20 protein-coding genes and 4 pseudogenes are annotated in these 17,612 nt (G+C 69.7%); 10 read left to right on the top strand and 14 right to left on the bottom strand.

Annotation, left to right across the window (positions count from 1 at the left end; genetic code table 11):
- Nucleotides 1-332: 332 nt before the first annotated feature.
- Genes ACIF80_RS23660 through ACIF80_RS23650 form a run of 3 tightly spaced genes read right to left on the bottom strand, consistent with a single transcriptional unit; the run spans nucleotide 333 to nucleotide 2,233 of the window.
- Nucleotides 333-704 carry a DUF2255 family protein gene (locus tag ACIF80_RS23660; protein ID WP_399807897.1) on the bottom strand — a complete coding sequence of 124 codons (372 nt, stop codon included), beginning with the start codon at nucleotides 702-704 and terminating at the stop codon, nucleotides 333-335.
- 42 nt (nucleotides 705-746) lie between these two features.
- On the bottom strand, nucleotides 747-1,631 hold the full coding sequence (locus ACIF80_RS23655; protein ID WP_399807894.1) for an aldo/keto reductase: 885 nt from the start codon (nucleotides 1,629-1,631) through the stop codon (nucleotides 747-749).
- A complete protein-coding gene (locus ACIF80_RS23650) occupies nucleotides 1,631-2,233 on the bottom strand; it encodes a hypothetical protein (protein WP_399807891.1) in 603 nt (200 codons plus the stop codon). Before ACIF80_RS23650 ends, ACIF80_RS23655 begins: the two co-directional genes overlap by 1 nt.
- Nucleotides 2,234-2,431: 198 nt before the next feature.
- On the opposite strand from ACIF80_RS23650, the gene ACIF80_RS23645 reads away from it, so the two are divergent.
- From ACIF80_RS23645 to ACIF80_RS23630, 4 genes are all read left to right on the top strand, one after another.
- The gene (locus ACIF80_RS23645) at nucleotides 2,432-2,623 is read left to right on the top strand and encodes a hypothetical protein (protein ID WP_399807889.1); all 192 of its coding nucleotides are present in this window, start codon (nucleotides 2,432-2,434) and stop codon (nucleotides 2,621-2,623) included.
- A gap of 27 nt (nucleotides 2,624-2,650) precedes the next feature.
- The gene (locus tag ACIF80_RS23640; protein WP_399807886.1) at nucleotides 2,651-3,670 is read left to right on the top strand and encodes an aldo/keto reductase; all 1,020 of its coding nucleotides are present in this window, start codon (nucleotides 2,651-2,653) and stop codon (nucleotides 3,668-3,670) included.
- 1,275 nt (nucleotides 3,671-4,945) lie between these two features.
- Complete coding sequence (locus ACIF80_RS23635) at nucleotides 4,946-5,284, top strand: MerR family transcriptional regulator (RefSeq protein WP_399807883.1); 339 nt, start codon at nucleotides 4,946-4,948, stop codon at nucleotides 5,282-5,284.
- 241 nt (nucleotides 5,285-5,525) lie between these two features.
- A complete protein-coding gene (locus ACIF80_RS23630) occupies nucleotides 5,526-5,729 on the top strand; it encodes a cold-shock protein (RefSeq protein WP_019072426.1) in 204 nt (67 codons plus the stop codon).
- A gap of 86 nt (nucleotides 5,730-5,815) precedes the next feature.
- Here ACIF80_RS23630 and ACIF80_RS23625 read toward each other — a convergent pair.
- The 4 genes and pseudogenes from ACIF80_RS23625 to ACIF80_RS23610 all read right to left on the bottom strand — a co-directional run.
- Nucleotides 5,816-6,178 (bottom strand): annotated as a pseudogene (locus ACIF80_RS23625) (NAD(P)-dependent oxidoreductase); the annotation flags it as partial.
- A 28-nt stretch (nucleotides 6,179-6,206) separates the two neighbouring features.
- Nucleotides 6,207-6,578, bottom strand: a complete 372-nt coding sequence (locus tag ACIF80_RS23620; protein WP_399807880.1) for a DoxX family protein — start codon at nucleotides 6,576-6,578, stop codon at nucleotides 6,207-6,209.
- Between the two features lie 91 nt (nucleotides 6,579-6,669).
- Entirely contained in the window at nucleotides 6,670-7,350 is a 681-nt protein-coding gene (locus ACIF80_RS23615) for an SDR family NAD(P)-dependent oxidoreductase (protein ID WP_399807877.1), read from the bottom strand.
- Between the two features lie 52 nt (nucleotides 7,351-7,402).
- Nucleotides 7,403-8,338: an NADP-dependent oxidoreductase gene (locus ACIF80_RS23610; RefSeq protein ID WP_399807874.1), complete on the bottom strand. Its 936-nt coding sequence runs from the start codon at nucleotides 8,336-8,338 to the stop codon at nucleotides 7,403-7,405.
- Between the two features lie 98 nt (nucleotides 8,339-8,436).
- Between ACIF80_RS23610 and ACIF80_RS23605 the strand changes: the two genes are divergently transcribed.
- The gene (locus tag ACIF80_RS23605) at nucleotides 8,437-9,132 is read left to right on the top strand and encodes a TetR/AcrR family transcriptional regulator (protein WP_399807871.1); all 696 of its coding nucleotides are present in this window, start codon (nucleotides 8,437-8,439) and stop codon (nucleotides 9,130-9,132) included.
- A gap of 87 nt (nucleotides 9,133-9,219) precedes the next feature.
- Here the strand turns inward: ACIF80_RS23605 and ACIF80_RS23600 are convergent.
- Nucleotides 9,220-9,672: pseudogene (locus tag ACIF80_RS23600) on the bottom strand (Tn3 family transposase); the annotation flags it as partial.
- Nucleotides 9,673-9,726: 54 nt separating this feature from the next.
- Nucleotides 9,727-10,122, bottom strand: a pseudogene (locus tag ACIF80_RS23595) (DUF4158 domain-containing protein); the annotation flags it as partial.
- A gap of 190 nt (nucleotides 10,123-10,312) precedes the next feature.
- Here ACIF80_RS23595 and ACIF80_RS23590 point away from each other — a divergent pair.
- The 3 genes and pseudogenes from ACIF80_RS23590 to ACIF80_RS23580 all read left to right on the top strand — a co-directional run.
- Nucleotides 10,313-10,470, top strand: a pseudogene (locus ACIF80_RS23590) (hemolysin III family protein); the annotation flags it as partial.
- A gap of 221 nt (nucleotides 10,471-10,691) precedes the next feature.
- On the top strand, nucleotides 10,692-11,048 hold the full coding sequence (locus ACIF80_RS23585; protein ID WP_399807868.1) for a PRC-barrel domain-containing protein: 357 nt from the start codon (nucleotides 10,692-10,694) through the stop codon (nucleotides 11,046-11,048).
- Nucleotides 11,049-11,081: 33 nt separating this feature from the next.
- A complete protein-coding gene (locus ACIF80_RS23580) occupies nucleotides 11,082-11,249 on the top strand; it encodes a hypothetical protein (RefSeq protein ID WP_399807867.1) in 168 nt (55 codons plus the stop codon).
- 260 nt (nucleotides 11,250-11,509) lie between these two features.
- On the opposite strand, the gene ACIF80_RS23575 is transcribed toward ACIF80_RS23580, so the two are convergent.
- The 5 genes from ACIF80_RS23575 to ACIF80_RS23555 form a co-directional block, all read right to left on the bottom strand.
- Complete coding sequence (locus ACIF80_RS23575; protein ID WP_399807864.1) at nucleotides 11,510-11,968, bottom strand: DUF4383 domain-containing protein; 459 nt, start codon at nucleotides 11,966-11,968, stop codon at nucleotides 11,510-11,512.
- Between the two features lie 247 nt (nucleotides 11,969-12,215).
- The gene (locus ACIF80_RS23570) at nucleotides 12,216-12,785 is read right to left on the bottom strand and encodes a hypothetical protein (RefSeq protein ID WP_399807862.1); all 570 of its coding nucleotides are present in this window, start codon (nucleotides 12,783-12,785) and stop codon (nucleotides 12,216-12,218) included.
- Nucleotides 12,786-13,170: 385 nt separating this feature from the next.
- Complete coding sequence (locus ACIF80_RS23565) at nucleotides 13,171-13,344, bottom strand: hypothetical protein (protein ID WP_399807859.1); 174 nt, start codon at nucleotides 13,342-13,344, stop codon at nucleotides 13,171-13,173.
- A 123-nt stretch (nucleotides 13,345-13,467) separates the two neighbouring features.
- Nucleotides 13,468-13,941, bottom strand: a complete 474-nt coding sequence (locus ACIF80_RS23560; RefSeq protein WP_399807856.1) for a TraR/DksA family transcriptional regulator — start codon at nucleotides 13,939-13,941, stop codon at nucleotides 13,468-13,470.
- Nucleotides 13,942-14,025: 84 nt separating this feature from the next.
- Nucleotides 14,026-14,178 carry a hypothetical protein gene (locus ACIF80_RS23555; RefSeq protein WP_399807853.1) on the bottom strand — a complete coding sequence of 51 codons (153 nt, stop codon included), beginning with the start codon at nucleotides 14,176-14,178 and terminating at the stop codon, nucleotides 14,026-14,028.
- A gap of 255 nt (nucleotides 14,179-14,433) precedes the next feature.
- On the opposite strand from ACIF80_RS23555, the gene ACIF80_RS23550 reads away from it, so the two are divergent.
- Both ACIF80_RS23550 and ACIF80_RS23545 read left to right on the top strand, forming a co-directional pair.
- A complete protein-coding gene (locus ACIF80_RS23550) occupies nucleotides 14,434-14,946 on the top strand; it encodes an SRPBCC family protein (RefSeq protein ID WP_399807850.1) in 513 nt (170 codons plus the stop codon).
- Nucleotides 14,947-15,065: 119 nt separating this feature from the next.
- Nucleotides 15,066-17,405, top strand: a complete 2,340-nt coding sequence (locus ACIF80_RS23545; RefSeq protein ID WP_399807847.1) for an FdhF/YdeP family oxidoreductase — start codon at nucleotides 15,066-15,068, stop codon at nucleotides 17,403-17,405.
- Nucleotides 17,406-17,612: the final 207 nt, after the last annotated feature.

The raw sequence follows: 17,612 nt of genomic DNA, 5'->3' as shown, positions 1-17,612 counted from the left end.
GTGCGCGGCATGCCGGACAAATTGCTCCGACCTGCGGTTTCAGCCAGGAGTGCAGGGGTGGCGAGCATGCTGCGGCGGTCTTCGCCGGGAAGGGTGCGCGGCAGGCGCGACGCTCGCTCTGATGGCGCGTCAGGTGAGTGTCGAGCCCACTGAGCAGTACGGATCGTGAAGTTGCCTGGGGCTGGTGTCCGCGGAACCCGGGATGCTCGTCATGGCGGAGCCTTGGCGACGATCGTTGGGCGGCAGGAGATGTTCCCGGGCCGCCTCAGGCCATGAAGGTGGCTCGCACGAGCGTTTCTCCCGGCGGTGACGATCAAGGGGGTGGTCGGGGATCAGCGGGGTTCGAGGCGCAGGGTGGAGGCGCGGGCCTGCTCGGTCAGCACGTGCTCGACGATGCTCGTGTACCGCCCGTACTTCTCCCGGTAGGCCGCGTCCACGTCGGCGAACTCGCCGGGCCCCGCCTCGCGGAAGGCGACGTCGGCCTGGACGCCTCCGGCCGTGATGCGGCCTTGGTGGCGGGACTGTGTGCCCCGATACCAGGGGCCGTTCACCCCCTTGACCGAGCGGACGTAGACGTGGTCGCCCGTTCGTACGACCCACATGGTCACCGGGCCGCGGAGAGTGCCGTCGGCGCGTTCGGACTCCAGGTCCAGTTCCTCCGCCGTCCCGATCTTCTGCAGGTCCGAGTCGTTCCAGGTGGTCATGGTCCTCACCTTCTGTGTCCTCTGCGGGGATAGGAGGTGGTGTCAGGCTTCGGGGATGGCGCGGCCGAAGTCGGCGAGGGTGACGTTCTCCGGCTCGGGACCTCCGCGGCGGCCGGTCTCCAGGCCGTCGAGGGCCTTCAACTCGTCCGCGGTGAGTTCGAAGTCGAAGACGTCGATGTTCTCGGCGATCCGGTGGCGTTTGGTCGACTTGGGGATCACCGAGCGGCCGTGCTGGAGGCCCCAACGCAGCAGCACCTGGGCCGGGCTCTTGCCGTGTGCCTCGGCGATGCCGATGACCACCGGATCCTGCAGGACGCTCTTGCGGTTCTCGCCGTAGCCCGGGTAGAAGGTGATCCCGCCGATGGGGGACCACGCCTGGTTGAGGATGTGGTGCCGGTCGTCGAAGTCGAGGACGGCGCGTTGCTGGAAGTAGGGGTGGATCTCCAGCTGGTTGACGGCCGGCACGACGGAGGTGGCGTCGAGCAGCGCGGTCAGGTGATCGACCATGAAGTTGCTGACGCCGATGGCGCGGACCTTGCCGTCGGCCAGGAGCTTCTCCAGGGCGCGGTAGGCCGCGAGGGTCTTGTCGAAGTCCGACGGCAGCGCCTGGTGCAGGATCAGCAGGTCGATCCGGTCGACGCCGAGCTTGGCGGCGCTCTTGTCGAAGCTGTGCAGGGTCTCGTCGTAGCCGTAGTCGCTGATCCAGACCTTGGTCTCGACGAAGATTTCCTCGCGGGGCACCCCGGAGTCGCGGATGGCCTGGCCGACCTCGCGCTCGTTGCCGTACGCGGCGGCGGTGTCGATGTGCCGGTAGCCGAGGTCGAGCGCCGCCGTGACGGCGGTCCGGGTCTCGTTCGGCGGGGTCTGGAAGACGCCGAGCCCTAGGGCGGGCATCTCGACGCCGTTGTTGAGGGTGAGGGTCTGCATCACAGGAACCTTTCGTTCCGGGTGGCCCGTGCGGGCACGATCAGGGTGAGTACGGTCATGATCGCCAGGGTGAGCAGGGCGGCCGAGCCGGTCAGGGCCGCGCCCGAGCGGGACGCGATGTCGGCGGCCGCACGGCCGGTGGAGACGGCGGCGGCCACAGCGGTCAGGATGCTCAGGCTCAGCGCGCTGCCGGCCTGGTGAACGGTGTTGACCGGACCCGAGCCGGCCCCCGCGTCCTCGGGGGCCACGCCGTCGACGCCGCTGGAAACCAGCGGGGCCGGCGCCAGCCCCTGGCCGGCGCCTATGAGCACCATCGGCAACGCACTCCCGTCAGGTAGGGCGTGTGCAGGTCGAGGCGGCTCAGCCAGGCCATGCCCATGGTCCAGGATGACCATGAAATAGCCGACGCAGATGATCGCGAGGGTCAGCGTCGAGCGGGCCGGGGCCCCGCGCTGCTCGCGCCGGTCCGGGCGCGTCGGCGGGGACGGCGTGGTGCCCCCCGAGTCACTCGGCACCTGAGTGGTGCCCGGACGGCTCGGGTCGGCGACGCGCCCGGCACGGACGTCGCCGGCCCCGTACCCGTAGGTGGGTGCTGCGCGCACGGTGTTCCTTCGAGTCGGCTGTGAGTTCAGGCCCGGTCCTGAACCGCCAGTTTCTGGCCTTTCCCAGGTAACTGCACGTCGGCCCACGAGTGGGAGTCACTGCTCTTCCAGGTACTGGCAGTACCTCGCAGGCCCGAGCGGACAGACCTAACGTGAAGATGTCGGCACGACACACAGGATGATCAGAAGGAGGTCGCAGTGCCCCCGGCTCCGGTATGCGCACCAGCCTGGCGGCTGAGCCGCACCGTCTGTCCCGCGCCGCCCTGCCCCATCGGCGACGTCCTGCCCGGCGGCGCACGGGCCTGGCTCGGGGCGAGCACGCTCCACACCGACCCTCGCCCGGCGCTGTCCGCCGTAGGCGTGGCCGACGACAACACCCGGAACGACTGACCACCATCGATCGAGGAGAGCCACTTCATGCAGTACCGACCGCTCGGCCGCACCGGTGTCCGGGTCAGCCCGCTCTGCCTGGGCGCGATGATGTTCGGCCCCTGGGGCAACGAGGACGAGGCCGACTCGATCCGGATCGTCCACCGTGCCCTCGACGCGGGTATCAACTTCGTCGACACCGCGGACGTGTACTCCGCCGGCGTCTCGGAGGAGATCGTCGGCAAGGCGCTCAAGGACCGCCGCGAGGACGTCTTCCTGGCGACCAAGTTCTTCATGCCGATGGACCAGGACGACCCCAATCAGCGAGGCGGCTCACGGCGCTGGATCATCCGCGAGGTCGAGAACTCCCTGCGGCGGCTCGGCACCGACCACATCGACCTCTACCAGGTCCACCGCCCCAGCCCGGACACGGACGTGGCCGAGACCCTCGGCGCCCTCTCCGACCTCGTGCATCAGGGCAAGATCCGCTACATCGGCTCCTCGTCCTACTCCGGCTCCCAGATCGTCGAGGCCCAGTGGACCTCGCGGGAGCGGCACCTGGAGCGGTTCGTGACCGAGCAGCCGCCGTACTCGATCCTGGTCCGGGCCATCGAGGAGGACGTGCTCCCCACCGTGCGCCGTCACGGTATGGGCACGCTCACCTACAGCCCGCTCTCCGGCGGGTGGCTCTCCGGCCGCTACCGCAAGAACGCCTCCGAGGGCCCTGCCTCCGCGGCGCGCCCCCAGGCCCGGTTCGACATGAGCACCCCTGCCAACCAGCGCAAGCTCGACGCCGTCGAACAGCTCGCCGTCCTGGCGGAGAAGGCCGGCCTCACCCTGATCGAGCTGGCCGTCGCCTTCGTCGTCAACCACCCCGGCGTCACCTCGGCGATCATCGGACCGCGCACCATGGAGCAGCTGGAGGCGTTCCTGCCCGCCGCCGACGTCGCCCTCCCGACCGACGTGCTCGACGCTGTCGATGACATCGTCGCGCCCGGGGTCACAGTCAACCCGGTCGACAACAGCTACGGCGACTTCGAGCTGCGGGCCGACCAGCGGCGACGCTGACGCGCGGTCGGCCCGCCGGGCCACGGCCGCTCGATTCCGCGCGCCAGGGCCACCGCGACAGTTCGCCGGCGCGGTGACCGACCGGGGGCATCATGCCGTGCTGGTGGCGTGTCGGCTGCCAGGGGAACCACGTGTGACGCTCGTTCGACGCTCCGAGGGCCGGACAGCTCTGGAGAGCCGTGGCAAATGCCCTTTGACCTGCTGTTTCCTAAGTTGTCGGTCTGCTCGGCCTGGTTCCGCACAGGCGACGGGTCGAGCAGGACAGCCTGGTTGTTGAGATGTCCTGACCTGCACGTTCGGGTTGAGCCATCGCCGCAGCCGGCCGGCGACGGGCTGTCTCCGTGGATTCTTCGACATTGAATGCCCAGCGGTGGCCGGCACCTGCCGACGGTAGCCGTGGCGCAGTCGGCGACGCCCAGGGAAGCCCGACGGGCTGCGCGGCTGTGGGTCACTCCGAGCCGCCGGACCTGGGCTTCGGGGCTGCTCCGACCATCAAGAGACCGGTCGAGGCGGGTTACCTCATGTTCGAGCGCGCAGAAAACTATGCCCGCCGGAGTAGACATTGGGTTGTGGTGTGGTTATGGTTTCTCTCGTAGCCGAGATCGAGCAAGGCCCGGCAGAGACGAACTGCCGGGCAGCAGTACACGCAGTTGCAGTGCGCAGGACGGTGCGGTGGTGGAGTTTCGAAGCCAGGGTTGTCGCAGGACGGCGACGGGACTGACGACCGGACCGGGTGGCCCGCAGTGATCAGGGGCCGCCGCGAGCAGTACCGCAGTGGCAGTACCCGTAAGTGCAGTTCGCAGTACCCCGCAGTGAAGTCGGTGAGCAGTACCTCGGTGAAGGCGTCGGCTGCGGGCGCGCGCACCGGGAGGTTCGGCAGTGGGGTTCCAAGCCGGAGCAGTTGCAGGACGGGCGACGGGGCCGGCTGCCGAAGAGTGGCGCTTCGCGAGGCCACCAGCAGTTCGCAGTATCAGCAGTGCAAGCAGTACGCAGTACCCGTTTGGTAAGTGATGGGTTCAGAGGGAAGAACGGAGGACTTCAGCGCCATCAGGATCGCCCGGGCGGCTTGTTGAGCCCGGGTACCGCAGGACATCGATAGTGAGGTGGTCTCCGGTCGAGCAACCGCGATCCCCGCACCCCCGGCAGCATCCCGGTCGGGTCAGCGGACACAGAAGGCCGGCGCAGCACTAGGGCCGGCAGATGGTGTAGCAGTTCCTTCGGGGCCCTGGTGCCAATGGCGCCAGGGCCCCTCCACGCGTTCCACAGAGAGGTGCAATGACAGCAGACGACTCGTTCGGCCGTCTCGATGACGACGACTACCCCGCCTACACCATGGGCCGGGCCGCCGAGATGCTCGGCACCACCCCGGGCTTCCTGCGCGCCATCGGGGACGCCCGCCTGATCACCCCGCTCCGCTCCAAGGGCGGCCACCGCCGCTACTCCCGCTACCAGCTGCGCATCGCGGCCCGCGCCCGGGAACTCGTCGACCACGGGACCCCCGTCGAGGCCGCCTGCCGCATCGTCATCCTCGAAGACCAGCTCGAGGAAGCCCAGCGCATCAACGCCGAACACCGCCGAGCCGCCGAATCGGCGACCCCCACGGCCGCGGCATGAGAGGAGCGTGTCCGCCGGGATCGGCGGACACCGCCCGCACGGTCCCGGTCCGCGGCGTGATCGTTCCAGTGGTGACGCGGTGTGCGGCCGTGTAGCGTCTGCGTCAGCTGTCGTGGTTCGGAGTTCCCCTTTGCCCACGCCTTGGCGTGGGCGTTTTGCTGTGCTGTGCCGCAGGAACCAGGGCGATCACCTCTGCCTTCCACATGGAGTGGGAGGCGTTCATCGACTGGAAGGCATGACTATGGCCACGGGTACCGTGAAGTGGTTCAACGCGGAGAAGGGCTTCGGCTTCATCGCCCAGGACGGGGGCGGCCCGGATGTCTTCGCGCACTACTCGGCGATCAACTCCTCGGGCTTTCGTGAGCTCCAGGAGGGCCAGGCCGTGACGTTCGACGTCACACAGGGCCAAAAGGGCCCGCAGGCCGAGAACATCAACCCGGCCTGACCTGGCAGCCTTGCCCGAGGGACAGGGCACTCCGCGTCCGGTGACTGCCGCGGCGCCGGCTTGGCCATGACGGGCAGCACCTTGTGCTTCCAGTGCGGGTTGTCCCGCGGGTCCGCGAGCGAGGGAGTGGCCAGGCCGCTGAACCGGCTCACCTTCGCCTCGGCCATGACCTCGACGATGGTGCGGGTGCCGTCGGCGAGCTGGGTACCGGCGGTGGACCGCTTCAGCGACGGGCCCAGCGCGCTGATGACCGCGTCCGTGCCGGCCACGGCCTGCTGGACAGCCGTGCGGTCGGACAGCCGGCCGGTGATCAGGTCGAGGTGGGGGCGGGTGAGGTTCAGCTTGTCCGGGCTGCGGGTCAGCGCGGTGACGTAGTGGCCCTGGTCCAGCAGCTGCTGGACCACGAGGCGGCCGATGCCACCGGCGGCACCGAAGACGGTGACACGCATGACGGAGGGCTCCCTGCCGGTGTGGGGGTCAGAGGCTGTGGGGGCCGAAGCGGCCCCAGGCCACCAGGGCGGCCAGGATCAGCAGGACGGCGTTGAAGCCGATCGCGGACGATTCCTTGCGACGGGCGTGGACAACCATGGCCAGGGCCATGACCACGGCCAGGCCGGTCGCGGCGAGCGGGGTCAGCACCGGGGCGATGCCGGTCGCCGCGGGCAGGATCAGCCCGAGTGCGGCGGCGAACTCGACAACGCCGATGAAGCGGACGGTGCCGGTCGAGTAGTCACTGACCCAGGGGAGCTTCTCGGCGAGCTTCTCCTTGGGCTGGGTGGTCTTCATGACACCGGCCATCGCGAACATGAGCGCGAGCACGACCTGCACGATCCACAGGAAGACGTTCACAGCATGGGGTCCTTAAGAGATCCGAAGAGGAAGGAGGAGGACCGGGGAGGGGCTGCCCTGAGGCGGCCCCTCCCCGGGGGTTCGGCTGTGGTCAGCCGGTGAAGACGGCCTCGGCACGGTCACGGGCCTCGTGCAGCTCCCAGTACAGGGGGGCGATCTGCTCCGGTGTGGCGTTCGGGATGCCCGCGGGGCCGCCCTCGCCGATCCACACGCCGATCGCGACGTGGCCCGCGTACACGCCGCTGCCGGTCAGCTCCTTGTTGAGGTTGATGACCCAGTTGCGCAGGGCGGCTGCGGCGGCGTTGACGTTGCCGAGCATCGGGATGGGGTCGACGGAACCGCCGCCCGTGGTGAACAGCAGCGTGCCCGCGCCGGCCTCGCGCATCGCAGGCAGCACGGCGCGGGCGGCTTCGAGGGCACCGTAGAAGGTGTACTCGACCTGCGGCTGGAGGTTCTCCACCGTTGTCTCGGACGGGGCGGCTGTGATGACGCCGGGTACCGGGGCGTGCGGAGCCGGGGAGTACTCCAGGACGTCAATGGCACCGAACCGGGCCTTGACGGCCTTGAGGGCGGCGGCCAGCGAGGGGCGGTCCATGACATCGGCGGCGAATCCCTCGGCGGTGATGCCCTCCTCGCCGAGCTGCTCGGCCAGGGCGTCGAGCTTGTCCTGGGTGCGGGAGATCAACGCGACGTCGAAGCCGCGGCTGCCGAAGGTGCGGGCGATGGCCAGGCCCATGCCGGGGCCGGCGCCGATGATGGCGATGGTGGACACGATCAGTCTCTTCTTTCCGTAGCGCGGGTGGTGCGGGCGGAGCGGAGGTGGGTCAGGAGCAGACGACGGCGATCTTGCCGAGCGCGCCTGCACCGAACGCCGCGAACGCGTCCGCGGCCTGCTCCAGCGGGTAGGTGGCGGTGACCGGGACGCGCAGCGCGCCGGAGGCGGCCTTCCCGGCCAGCGTGCTCAGGGTCTGGGCGTTCGCGTCGGCCATGACGCCGTGGACGGTCACGTCGGCGGTGACGGCCTCCTGGGTCAGGCCGACCGTGGAGGCGATCCGGCCGCCCGGCTTGAGCAGCCCGGCGAGCTGCACACCGTCGCCGGCCAGGTGCACAGCCGTGTCGACGCCCTCGGGGGCGAGCGCGCGGACCTGCGCGGCGAGGTCGCCGGTGAAGTCCACGACCTGGATGTCGGCGTCGGTCAGGGAGGTGACGAAGTCGGTCTCGGCGCCGGGGCGGGCGGTGGCGATCACGCGGGCACCCGCGACGGCGGCAAGCTGCACGGCGAGCGCGCCGACCCCGCCGGTGGCGCCGGAGACCAGGACCGTCTCGTCCTTGGCGACGTTCAGGGCGCTCAGGCTGTCGAAGGCGGCGGTGCCGGCCAGGCCCAGCGCGCCGGCGTCCTTGACGTCCAGCCCCGCGGGGACGTGGGCGACGCCGTATGCGGCGGGCACCGTGACGTACTCGGCGAGCGATCCGGTGCCCAGGGACGGCTTCATCACCACGCCGAAGACCTGGTCACCGACGGCGAAGCCCTCTGCGCCCTCGCCGAGGGCTTCGACGGTGCCCGCGAAGTCCTTGCCGATCACCAGCGGGAACCGGTGCTCCATCATCCCCTGCAAGTAGCCGGCCGCGGTCGCGGCGTCGAAGCCGTTCACCGACGACACCGCCACCTTCACCAGCAGCTCTCCCGCCTCCGGACGCGGGCTGTCGACCTCGGCCACGGCCGGAACGGACGGAACCTCGTTCACCGTGAGTGCACGCATGACAACAACCTCCAGATAAGTGGAACGACCTTCCCGTTTCCGTTGTCCAGCGTAACAACCAAAGTGGGCACCCTGTTCCACTTAGCTAGGATGGGTTCATGACCAGTACCGCAGCCCACGACGAAACCGCAGGCCAGGCGCCCGAAACGGGACTGCGGGCCGACGCCGAGCGCAACCGCGACCGCATCCTGGCTGCCGCACGCCGCCTCTACGCCACTGAAGGACTCGGCGTCTCCATGGCCTCCGTCGCCCGCGAAGCCGGCGTCGGCAAGGCGACTCTGTCCCGCCGCTTCGCCACCCGTGAAGACCTGATCACCGCCGTCTTCGCCGACCGCATGGACGCCTACGCCGAAGCCGTCACCACGGCACTCGCCGACCCCGATCCCTGGCACGGCTTCACCGGCTACATCCACGCCGTCTGCGCCATGCAGGCCGCCGACCGCGGCTTCGCCGACGTCCTGACCATGACCTTCCCCGCGGCCAAAGCACTCGAAGCCCGCCGCGCCGAGTCCTACAACGGCTTCCTCGAACTCATCGCCCGCGCTAAGGCCACCGGGCACCTGCGTCACGACTTCACGTCACAGGACCTCGTCATCCTGCTGATGGCCAACGCCGGCGTCATCAACGCCACCGGCGACGCCGCCCCCGACACCTGGCACCGCCTGGTCGGCCACATGCTCCGCTCCTACGCCACCCCGGGCACCACCCTCCCGCCCCTGCCCGAGGCCCCGGCCCCCACCGCCCTCTACCGCGCCATGATCCGGCTCGCCCGGCCCGCGCCCAGCACCACCTGACCACCCCGCGAAGCAAGATCAGGGCGTACCGCCGGGCCATGATCGTTTTGAGTGTCAACGGCCGTACCGACGTTCCTCAAGGCCGGGTCACTCCTCTTCGTCACTGTCCTCGGGCGCGTCCGGGTCACGGAAGGGCCGCAGGCCCTGGCCGGGGCCGCCGGCGGTGATGTTGAACAGGTAGCGGCCCAGGAAGTTGATGTGCCGGTCCTTGAGCGGGGAGAGGCGGGCCACGTCCTCGTCCTTGATGTCGTGGCCCTCGGTGCGGAGCTGGGCGACGGCGGCGTCCAGGTAGCGGGTGTTCCACAGGACCACGGCGTTGAGGAGCAGGCCGGGGGCGGCGAGCTGGTCCTCCTGGCCTTCGCGGTACGCCTGGCGGATCTGGCCGCGGCCGCCGTGGCAGATCGCGCGGGCGAGCCGGTGGCGGGACTCCTGCACGGTGAACTGCCGGTTCATCAGGCGGCGGTAGGTGTCGTCGACCGGGTCGACCAGGGCGAGCAGGCGCATGGTCTTGTCGATGCGTCCGTACTCGGCGAACACGGCCCGTGCCAGCACCGACACCCCCGGCAGCAGCACCCGGTTCCTCCGCAGCCACGTCACCGCGTGGTTGAACAACGCCACCGGCCCCTCGGCGTGCGTCCACACCCGCCCCTACAGGAAACCGCGGACCTCCCGCCCCCACCGCCGGTCGGTGAAGTCCCGGTACTTGAACCGCTCCTGGACCTCCGCCGCGTGCTCGTACGGCGTCCTGCGCCGCTCCGGGTACCGCTTCACGCACGAGGCGTCCTCGATGCCGAGCTGCCCGGCCAGGTACTCCACGACCTCCCACGGCACCGCCAGCGGAGCATCGCCCATGAACCGGCCGATGCAGCGGACCGTGCAGATCTGCACCGCCATGCCCAGCCGGTGCGCGTCCGTACGACGCAGCGCGATCAGGTCGCGGTCGTCGTCATCGAGGAAGAAGAACCGCTCCAGCTCCGGACGCGTGGGCACCTGGGTGAACGTCCCGTACGCCTCGGCCTGCTCATCAGTCAGAAACTCCACCGGCACGAGGCGGACCGTAGCCAGCACCGACAGCCGCTCGGCCACCTTTCCGCGAACCCCAACGGAAGCCGCATCCCGTGTGCCAGCCAACCATGATCAATCTCAGCGGCACTTTCTGTACCGCAACTACTCACACCCGGTGGCGGGCGGTCTCCTCCACAGCGCGGCGCGGTCGTCCACGCCCTCCAGCGGCCCGACCCCTCGCCCCGCTGGTTCGGCTTCCACGAGGTGTTCCACGCCCTGACCGTGGCAGCCTTCACCGCGCACTATGGCGCCATCTCCCTCGCCACCCACTGACCCCGCGACAGTGTTCCGGCCCGTGCCGCTCATCACCCACGTCGCCGCGCGCCGGACCGCGCCGGACCGCGCCGGGCCGGGCGGTCGCTGAGGCATCGCCCCGCGCGTGAAAGTCGTCCGCCATCCGGCCTGCAAGTCGGCTGCTCTCCAGGGTATGACGCTCCGTGGGCAGGTAAGGAGGGAGGAGCGGTCTTCAGCTGACCTGCGACGGAGGAGGCCCCGTGTTCGAGGCGGAAGACATCAGGGAATGGCGAGGCCACGACGTGGTCGACCATGAGCGGCACAAGATCGGCGTCCTGGAAGCGGTCTACGTCGACACGGCCACGGACCAGCCCGCGTTCGCGACGGTCACGGTCGGCCTGCCGACCCGGCACCGGCTGGTGTTCGTCCCCCTGGCCGACGCGACGGTCGGTCCGGGTTATCTGAAGGTCGCCTACGACAAGAAGCGGGTCAAGGAAGCGCCCTCGATCGGCACGGACGGCGAACTGCTCGCGGAGGACGAGAAGACGGTCTTCGCGCACTACGAGCTCGCCCACCGGACGGGTGCGGGCGGCGAACGTCGCCTCGCCCGCCGCTGATGCCCACCCACTTCCCCCCATGAGGTGACACGCGTGGCTCTCTTCCTCCTGCTGGTCATTGTGGCCGTCGTGCTCGGCATCATCGGAGTGGTGGCGAAGGGCCTGTTCTACCTGCTGGTCATCGGTGTGGTGGTCCTGGTCGCCGACTTCGTCCTCCTCGGCCTGCGCCTGGGCCGCCGCCGCAGGCACCTGCCCCGATGACGCGGTCACCCGGGCAGAGCACCCCGTTCGGCCCGCCCAAGGGCCGGCCGAAGCGGGTTACCGGAGCAGTCCTCGAGTCATCGCCGAGTGGTCCGCCCGGTCCGTGACGGTGCGGAGGCGTCGGTGAGGCCGGCGCCGGTGCCGGCGTCCCGCCGGGATCGGCCTGGGCTGCCGAACGGCCGAAGTCGTCGCCGCGAGGACGAGCACCGTGTGTGGCCACGGTCCTGCACCAGGGCCGGGGCCTCACATGCCTTCGGTGGTCACGCAGCAGTCCGTGTCGCGCTGCGTCCGCGGGTGAGCAGGACGCCCAGAGCGATCATGCCCAGGCCGAGCAGGAGGTGGAGCCAGTTGTCGGCGGTGTTGAGGGGGACGAAGTTCGCGGCGCTGTCGTGGTCGATGAGCAGTCCGTACAACCACAGGACCAGGTAGACGGCGCCGCCGACGAGGAGGTAGAGCCTGGCTTGCGGTGCGGTGCGGGACAGCGCCAGCCCGGCGACACCGAAGGCCAGATGCACGAGGTTGTGCAGGATCGACACCTGGAAGATGCCCAGTAGCTTGGCTTCGGAGTGGTGGGAGGCGAACTCCATGGTGTCGTAGTCCGTGGTGACACCTGGGATGAAGCCGAGAACACCGACCAGCAGAAAGACCACTCCCACCAGCAGGGCCGCCTGCTGGACCGGTGTTCGGGCGGTACGTGGCTCACGCGCGGGAGTGGACATGGACGCTCTCCTCGTTCAGGTTCGGAACCCGGCCCGGCTGTCCGGTCTTGTCGTTGCCGCCGACGGGCGCAAGCAGCCGTCGGGGGCATGTCGCACAGCACCTCGTGCGCGAGCAACGCCACGAGCCCCGAGTGCACGATCTCCGACAGGATGGTCACGGCCGGCTCGTCTTGTGGCACTCGCCCCGGGGAAGCCGCTGGGCCGGCCTGACAGGCGGGCGACGCACCCCGTCCCCGAGGGCGCAGCCCTAGGACATGAGGTGGGTTGCGGAGCGAGCCCGCTCCCACATGCCGGGAATCTGCTCGATGGGACGCTGCTGCTCGCCGTGCAGGGCGTTGAGCACCACCAGGCATCCGGTCAGCGCCGGCACCGCCCACTGCGCGAGGGCCAACTGCCGCCGTGCCTTGTCGAGGTCGATGGGATGCTTCTGTGCCTTCTCGGCGTCCTGCGGGTCCGGAGAGGAGGCCAGCTCGACCTTCTTGCCCAGGACACGGGTGTAGGCGGTGGCGGCCAGGGCCACGGCGGTGACGACGGTCTTGGCCGCGGTGGAGGCGGCCACTCCCTGCTGGGCGGCGACGCGGTGGGCGTTCGCAGCGAGCAGCCCGCCGCCGCCGAACAGATGCGCGCCGATGGCAGCGGCGTTGACCGGCGTCCACTTCGCCCATCCCGATGAAGAGATCCGATCCCCGGTCGGATCATTTCCGCCTTCGTCCTTGGCCGCGCCGTTCAGACCGACCGCGCCCATCAGTGAGCCGCCGAACCAGGCAGCCAGACCCACATCGTGCAGGCTGCGGATGAGGGTGTTGCGTTCGGACATGACGGTGCTCCTTCACAAAACGAACCGGGGACGGGCCGACGGGAACGTCGAGCACCACCCCACCCTCGCCCGGCACCGGCCCCACCGCCATCGCGGCTGACCCGGACGGGTGCAGCACCGTGGGAAAGGCGGCAGGACCAACGCGTCCGGAGTTCACGCGGTGGCGGAACAGCCCTTGCCCTCGGACCGCGTACGACCCCCGTCCGGACGGACTCGTCGGATGTACCGCAACCGGTCGACGGGGAGTGTCCTCTTCTTTGTGCAAGCCCTGGTGGTGACGCTTCTTCCGCGGCGTGGGGGTCCTACGGGTGGTCGGTGGCGCGGTCGCAGTGAAAGGCATCCTCCAGGGCCGGCTTCACCAGCCGCCCCTCCGGCGGGACCGGATTCACTCCTCGTAGTCCTCAGGGGTGATCCCGGCCTCCTCCATGGCCTCCTTCATGTTCCGGCTCTCGTCGTCGCGCTTGTTCTTCGACTCGTCAGGCGTGGCGACCACTTGGTCGGTCGTCTCCGTCTTCGGCCGGTTCTCCTCGGGAACGGTCATGACGCTGTCCTCTCTCATGTCGTCGTTCGTCCGGCAGGCACGGGCTCCGTTTTCCGCGGAGCCCGTGCTCATGTCCGTACGGCGCCACGCGTACCCGGCGGACCGCGACTGAAGCAGCGTCCGGGCTGTCCGAGCCGGAGGTCACTTCTCAGGCGGAGCTGTCCGTGCCGGGGCTCCGCGATTCTCGTGGTCACGCCGGCACGAGACGCACAGTTCGGTGTGGGGCACGGCGAGTATCCGGTCCCGGTCGATGGAGGCGCCGCAGGAGACGCAGAAGCCGAAAGTGCCGTCGTCCAGTCGGCGCCGGGCGGCCAGGGTCCGCTCCAACTGTCGGCGCGTCTCCTCGGCGCGGACGCGCGCTTCCGCGACGGCCGCGCGGGTCGAGCCGGCGTCCACCGCATCGAGATCGCAGTCCGCCCACAGCGCCGCGATCTCCCCCTCGGCCGAGTCCTTCCGCCGCCGGAGCGTCTCGATCCTCGCAGTGAGATCGTCGTGCAGTCTCTGCCGGTCGCGCAACGCCTGGCCGGAGGGCACTGCCTGCCTTTCACCTGGTGGCTGGTCCCTCAGGGGGGCGGGTGCGGCGGGTTCGGCCGGGGACCGAGGTTCCTCTGGCATGACGTACTTCCTGAAGTCGGGGACCGGGCACGGCCGCGAGGGGCAAGGGACGGGCCGGGAGAGAGCCTCGGCAGCCGGTACCCGCTACGGCTGCTCGTCCCCGCCATCCGCCGAAGCCTGGTCCTCCTCCTCGTCCCGTTCCCCCTCCGCCTGCGAGGGAGTGGTCCGGTCCGGCTCCGTGAACCGTTCCTCCTCGTCCCGCTCTCCCTCCGCCTGTGAGGGGGTGGTCTCACTCATCACGTCACCTTCTTTTCCTTTGCTTCAAGCCGTTGCCACGGGCTTTCGAGTTCCCAGGATTCCCGGGTCCCCGGAAGGAGTGTGCGTCAACCCTCCGCGGATGCCCCGCGGTGGCCGGTGGCGTGCGGCACCGGCCGACGGAGGCGCCGACGAACCCGCTCCGGGGACGACACCGTCCGGGTTGAGAGCGTTCGAGGGGGGCACTCGGTCGCGTGGATGCAGGGCCCCTGGCCCGTTGCGGAGAGGAGGGCAGCCATGAGCGTCATCGAAGGCGCTGTCGACATCGACGTCCCGGTCCATATGGCCTACAACCAGTGGACCCAGTTCGAGTGCTTTCCCCGGTTCATGCACGGCGTGCGCCGGGTGGACCGGTCACGCTCCTCCATGACGCACTGGGTGACCAGGTTCGGCGGCGTGACCCGCGAGTTCGACGCGGAGATCACCGAACAACACCCCGACGACCGGGTGGTGTGGCGCACCGTGGGGACGCCCCGCCTGACCGGTGCGGTGAGCTTCCAGGCGCTGGGGGAGAACCGTTGCCGAGTCGCCTTCCGTATCGATTTCACTCCGCGCGGCGCCGCCGAGCGGGCCGGGGACGCCCTGGGTCTGATCCGCAGGCAGGTGCAGGAGGACTTCCTGCGCTTCAAGGAGTACATCGAGGGCCAGGGCCGCGAGAGCGGGCAGTGGCGGGGAACGATCAGCGGCGGCCACGTGGAACCGGACTCCGACCTTATGCCGCCGCGGGTGGCGAACTGGCCGGTCGGCTGAGGAACAGCCGTAACGTCATACCTCGCAAAGTGATATTTCCTGTATAGCCACTATTTGCCACCTCCCGCGCTCGGCGGGGAGCGGAGGAGGTGAGTGGAACAGAGCGGAAGGTCGATGCGGTGCGAGAGTCATCGAACGGTGATCCGGGCGGCGAGCAGGCGAAGGTCACTCCGCCGAAGACATGGGCGGCCGGTGTCCCGGCGGTGGCCCACGCGGTGCAGTACTCCCTCGCCGAGACTTCGGCCCGCCGTACGGCACTGAACCTGCTCGACATCAACCAGACCAAGGGCTTCGACTGCCCGGGCTGCGCCTGGCCGGACCCCGCGCCGGGCCAACGCCACACGAACGAGTACTGCGAGAACGGCGCCAAACACGCCAACGACGACGCCACCACGCGACGCGTCACCCCCGAGTTCTTCCGGCGGTATTCGGTCTCCGAACTGGCACGCAGCTCGGACCGGTGGCTGAATCAGCAGGGGCGGCTCACCCACCCCATGGTGAAGCGGCCGGGCGCGGACCACTACGAGCCGATCAGCTGGCACGACGCCCTGGGGCTGCTCGCCGACGAACTGCGGGCCATGGACTCGCCCGACGAGGCGATCTTCTACACCTCCGGCCGGGCCGGCAACGAGCCGGCCTTCGTCCTCCAGCTCTTCGCCCGGGCCCTGGGGACCAACAACCTGCCCGACTGCTCCAACATGTGTCACGAGTCGAGCGGCGCGGCGCTGTACGAGACGCTGGGCATCGGCAAGGGCGATGTGAGCCTGCTGGACATCCATCACGCCGATCTCGTGCTCACCGTGGGCCAGAACCCGGGCAGCAACCACCCTCGCATGCTCTCCGCGCTGGAGGAGACCAAACGCGGGGGCGGGCAGATCGTCGCCGTCAACCCGCTCCCCGAAGCGGGCCTCATGCGCTTCAAGAACCCGCAGAAACCACGCGGGGTAGTCGGCCGGGGCACCAACATCGCCGACCAGTTCCTCCAGATCCGGATCGGCGGCGATCTCGCCCTCTTCCAGGCTCTGAACCTGCTCCTGCTGGAGGCCGAGGACGCCGCGCCGGGGACGGTGCTGGACCGGGAGTTCATCGACCACCACACCAGTGGGTTCGAGGAATTCGCCGACCACATCCGCGCCACCGTCTCCTGGCCGGACGTCCTGGCGGCCACCGGCCTGACCCGTCGCCAGATCGAGGAACTGCGGGACCGGGTCCTGGCCAGCGAGCGGATCATCGTCTGCTGGGCGATGGGACTCACCCAGCACAAGCACGGGGTGCCCACCATCCGTGAACTGGTGAACTTCCAGCTTCTGCGGGGGAACATCGGCAGGCCCGGAGCCGGCGTCTGCCCCGTACGCGGACACAGCAACGTCCAGGGGGACCGGACCATGGGCATCTGGGAACGGATGCCCCAGGGCTTCCTGGACGCCCTCGAACGCGAGTTCTCCTTCACTCCGCCCGCCCGGCACGGCCTGGACACGGTGAACTCCGTCCGGGCCATGCTCGAAGGCCGCGCCAAGGTCTTCCTCGGCCTCGCGGGCAACTTCGTACGGGCCGCCCCCGACAGCGATCTGACCGAGAAGGCGATGCGTCGCTGCCGTCTCACCGCGCACATCTCCACCAAGCTGAACCGCTCCCACGCCGTCTGCGGCGACACCGCGCTGATCCTCCCGACCCTCGGCCGCAGCGAAAAGGACTGCCAGAACGGCGAGGAGCAGTTCATCACCGTCGAGGACTCCATGAGCCAGGTGCACGCCTCGTCCGGGCGCCTGGAGCCGGCGTCCAGCCACCTGCTCAGCGAGGTCGCGATCCTCAGCAGGCTGGCCCGCCGGACGCTGGGCGACAAGGTGCCCGTGCCCTGGGAGGACTTCGAGGCGGACTACGGCACCATCCGGGACCGCATCGCGCGGGTCGTCCCCGGCTTCGAGAACTTCAACAGCAAGGTGCGCAAGCCGGGCGGCTTCGGCCTGCCGAACCCGGTGAACGAGGGTGTCTTCCCCACCCCCAGCGGCAAGGCGCTGTTCACCCTCAACGACTTCGAGTCGCTGCGCGCCCCCCGCGGGCATCTCCTCCTGCAGACGCTGCGTTCTCACGATCAGTGGAACACGGTGCCCTACACCACCAACGACCGGTACCGAGGCATCCACGGCTCACGTCGCATCGTGCTCGTCCACCCCGCCGACCTGCGTGCCCTCGGATTCGAGGACGGCTCCCAGGTGGACGTGGTCAGTGTCTGGCAGGACGGTACCGAACGCCGTGCCGAGGACTTCCGGCTGGTCTCCTACCCCACGACCGCCGGTTGCGCCGCCGCCTACTACCCGGAGGCCAACGTCCTGGTGCCGCTGGACAGTGTGGCCGAGACCAGCAACACGCCGACGTACAAAGGCATCGTCGTACGCCTGGAGCCACGCTCGGACGACCGCGCCTCCGGTGCCGGGGCCGGGGCCGTGGAGCGCCCCTGACGACACCGATGAGCGGCGTCGACGAGTGGGGTAAGCGGTACGACGCCGAGTCCTTCCCTACCGCCTCGCGGTGGGCTTTCCGCCCGCCCGTCCAGACAGACGGACGGGCGGGCAGACGGACGGGCGGTGGTGACAACCGGGTGCAGGTTCGCTGATTCCGGCCTTGGGCCCCATCGGGGCAGCAGCCAGGTCTTGGGAAGGCCGCCC

This window comes from Streptomyces sp. NPDC085927 (assembly GCF_044540975.1).
In the GTDB taxonomy this organism is placed as follows: domain Bacteria; phylum Actinomycetota; class Actinomycetes; order Streptomycetales; family Streptomycetaceae; genus Streptomyces; species Streptomyces hirsutus.
Note: the sequence above shows the minus strand (reverse complement) of the source record. Positions and strands in the feature narration are given on the sequence as shown.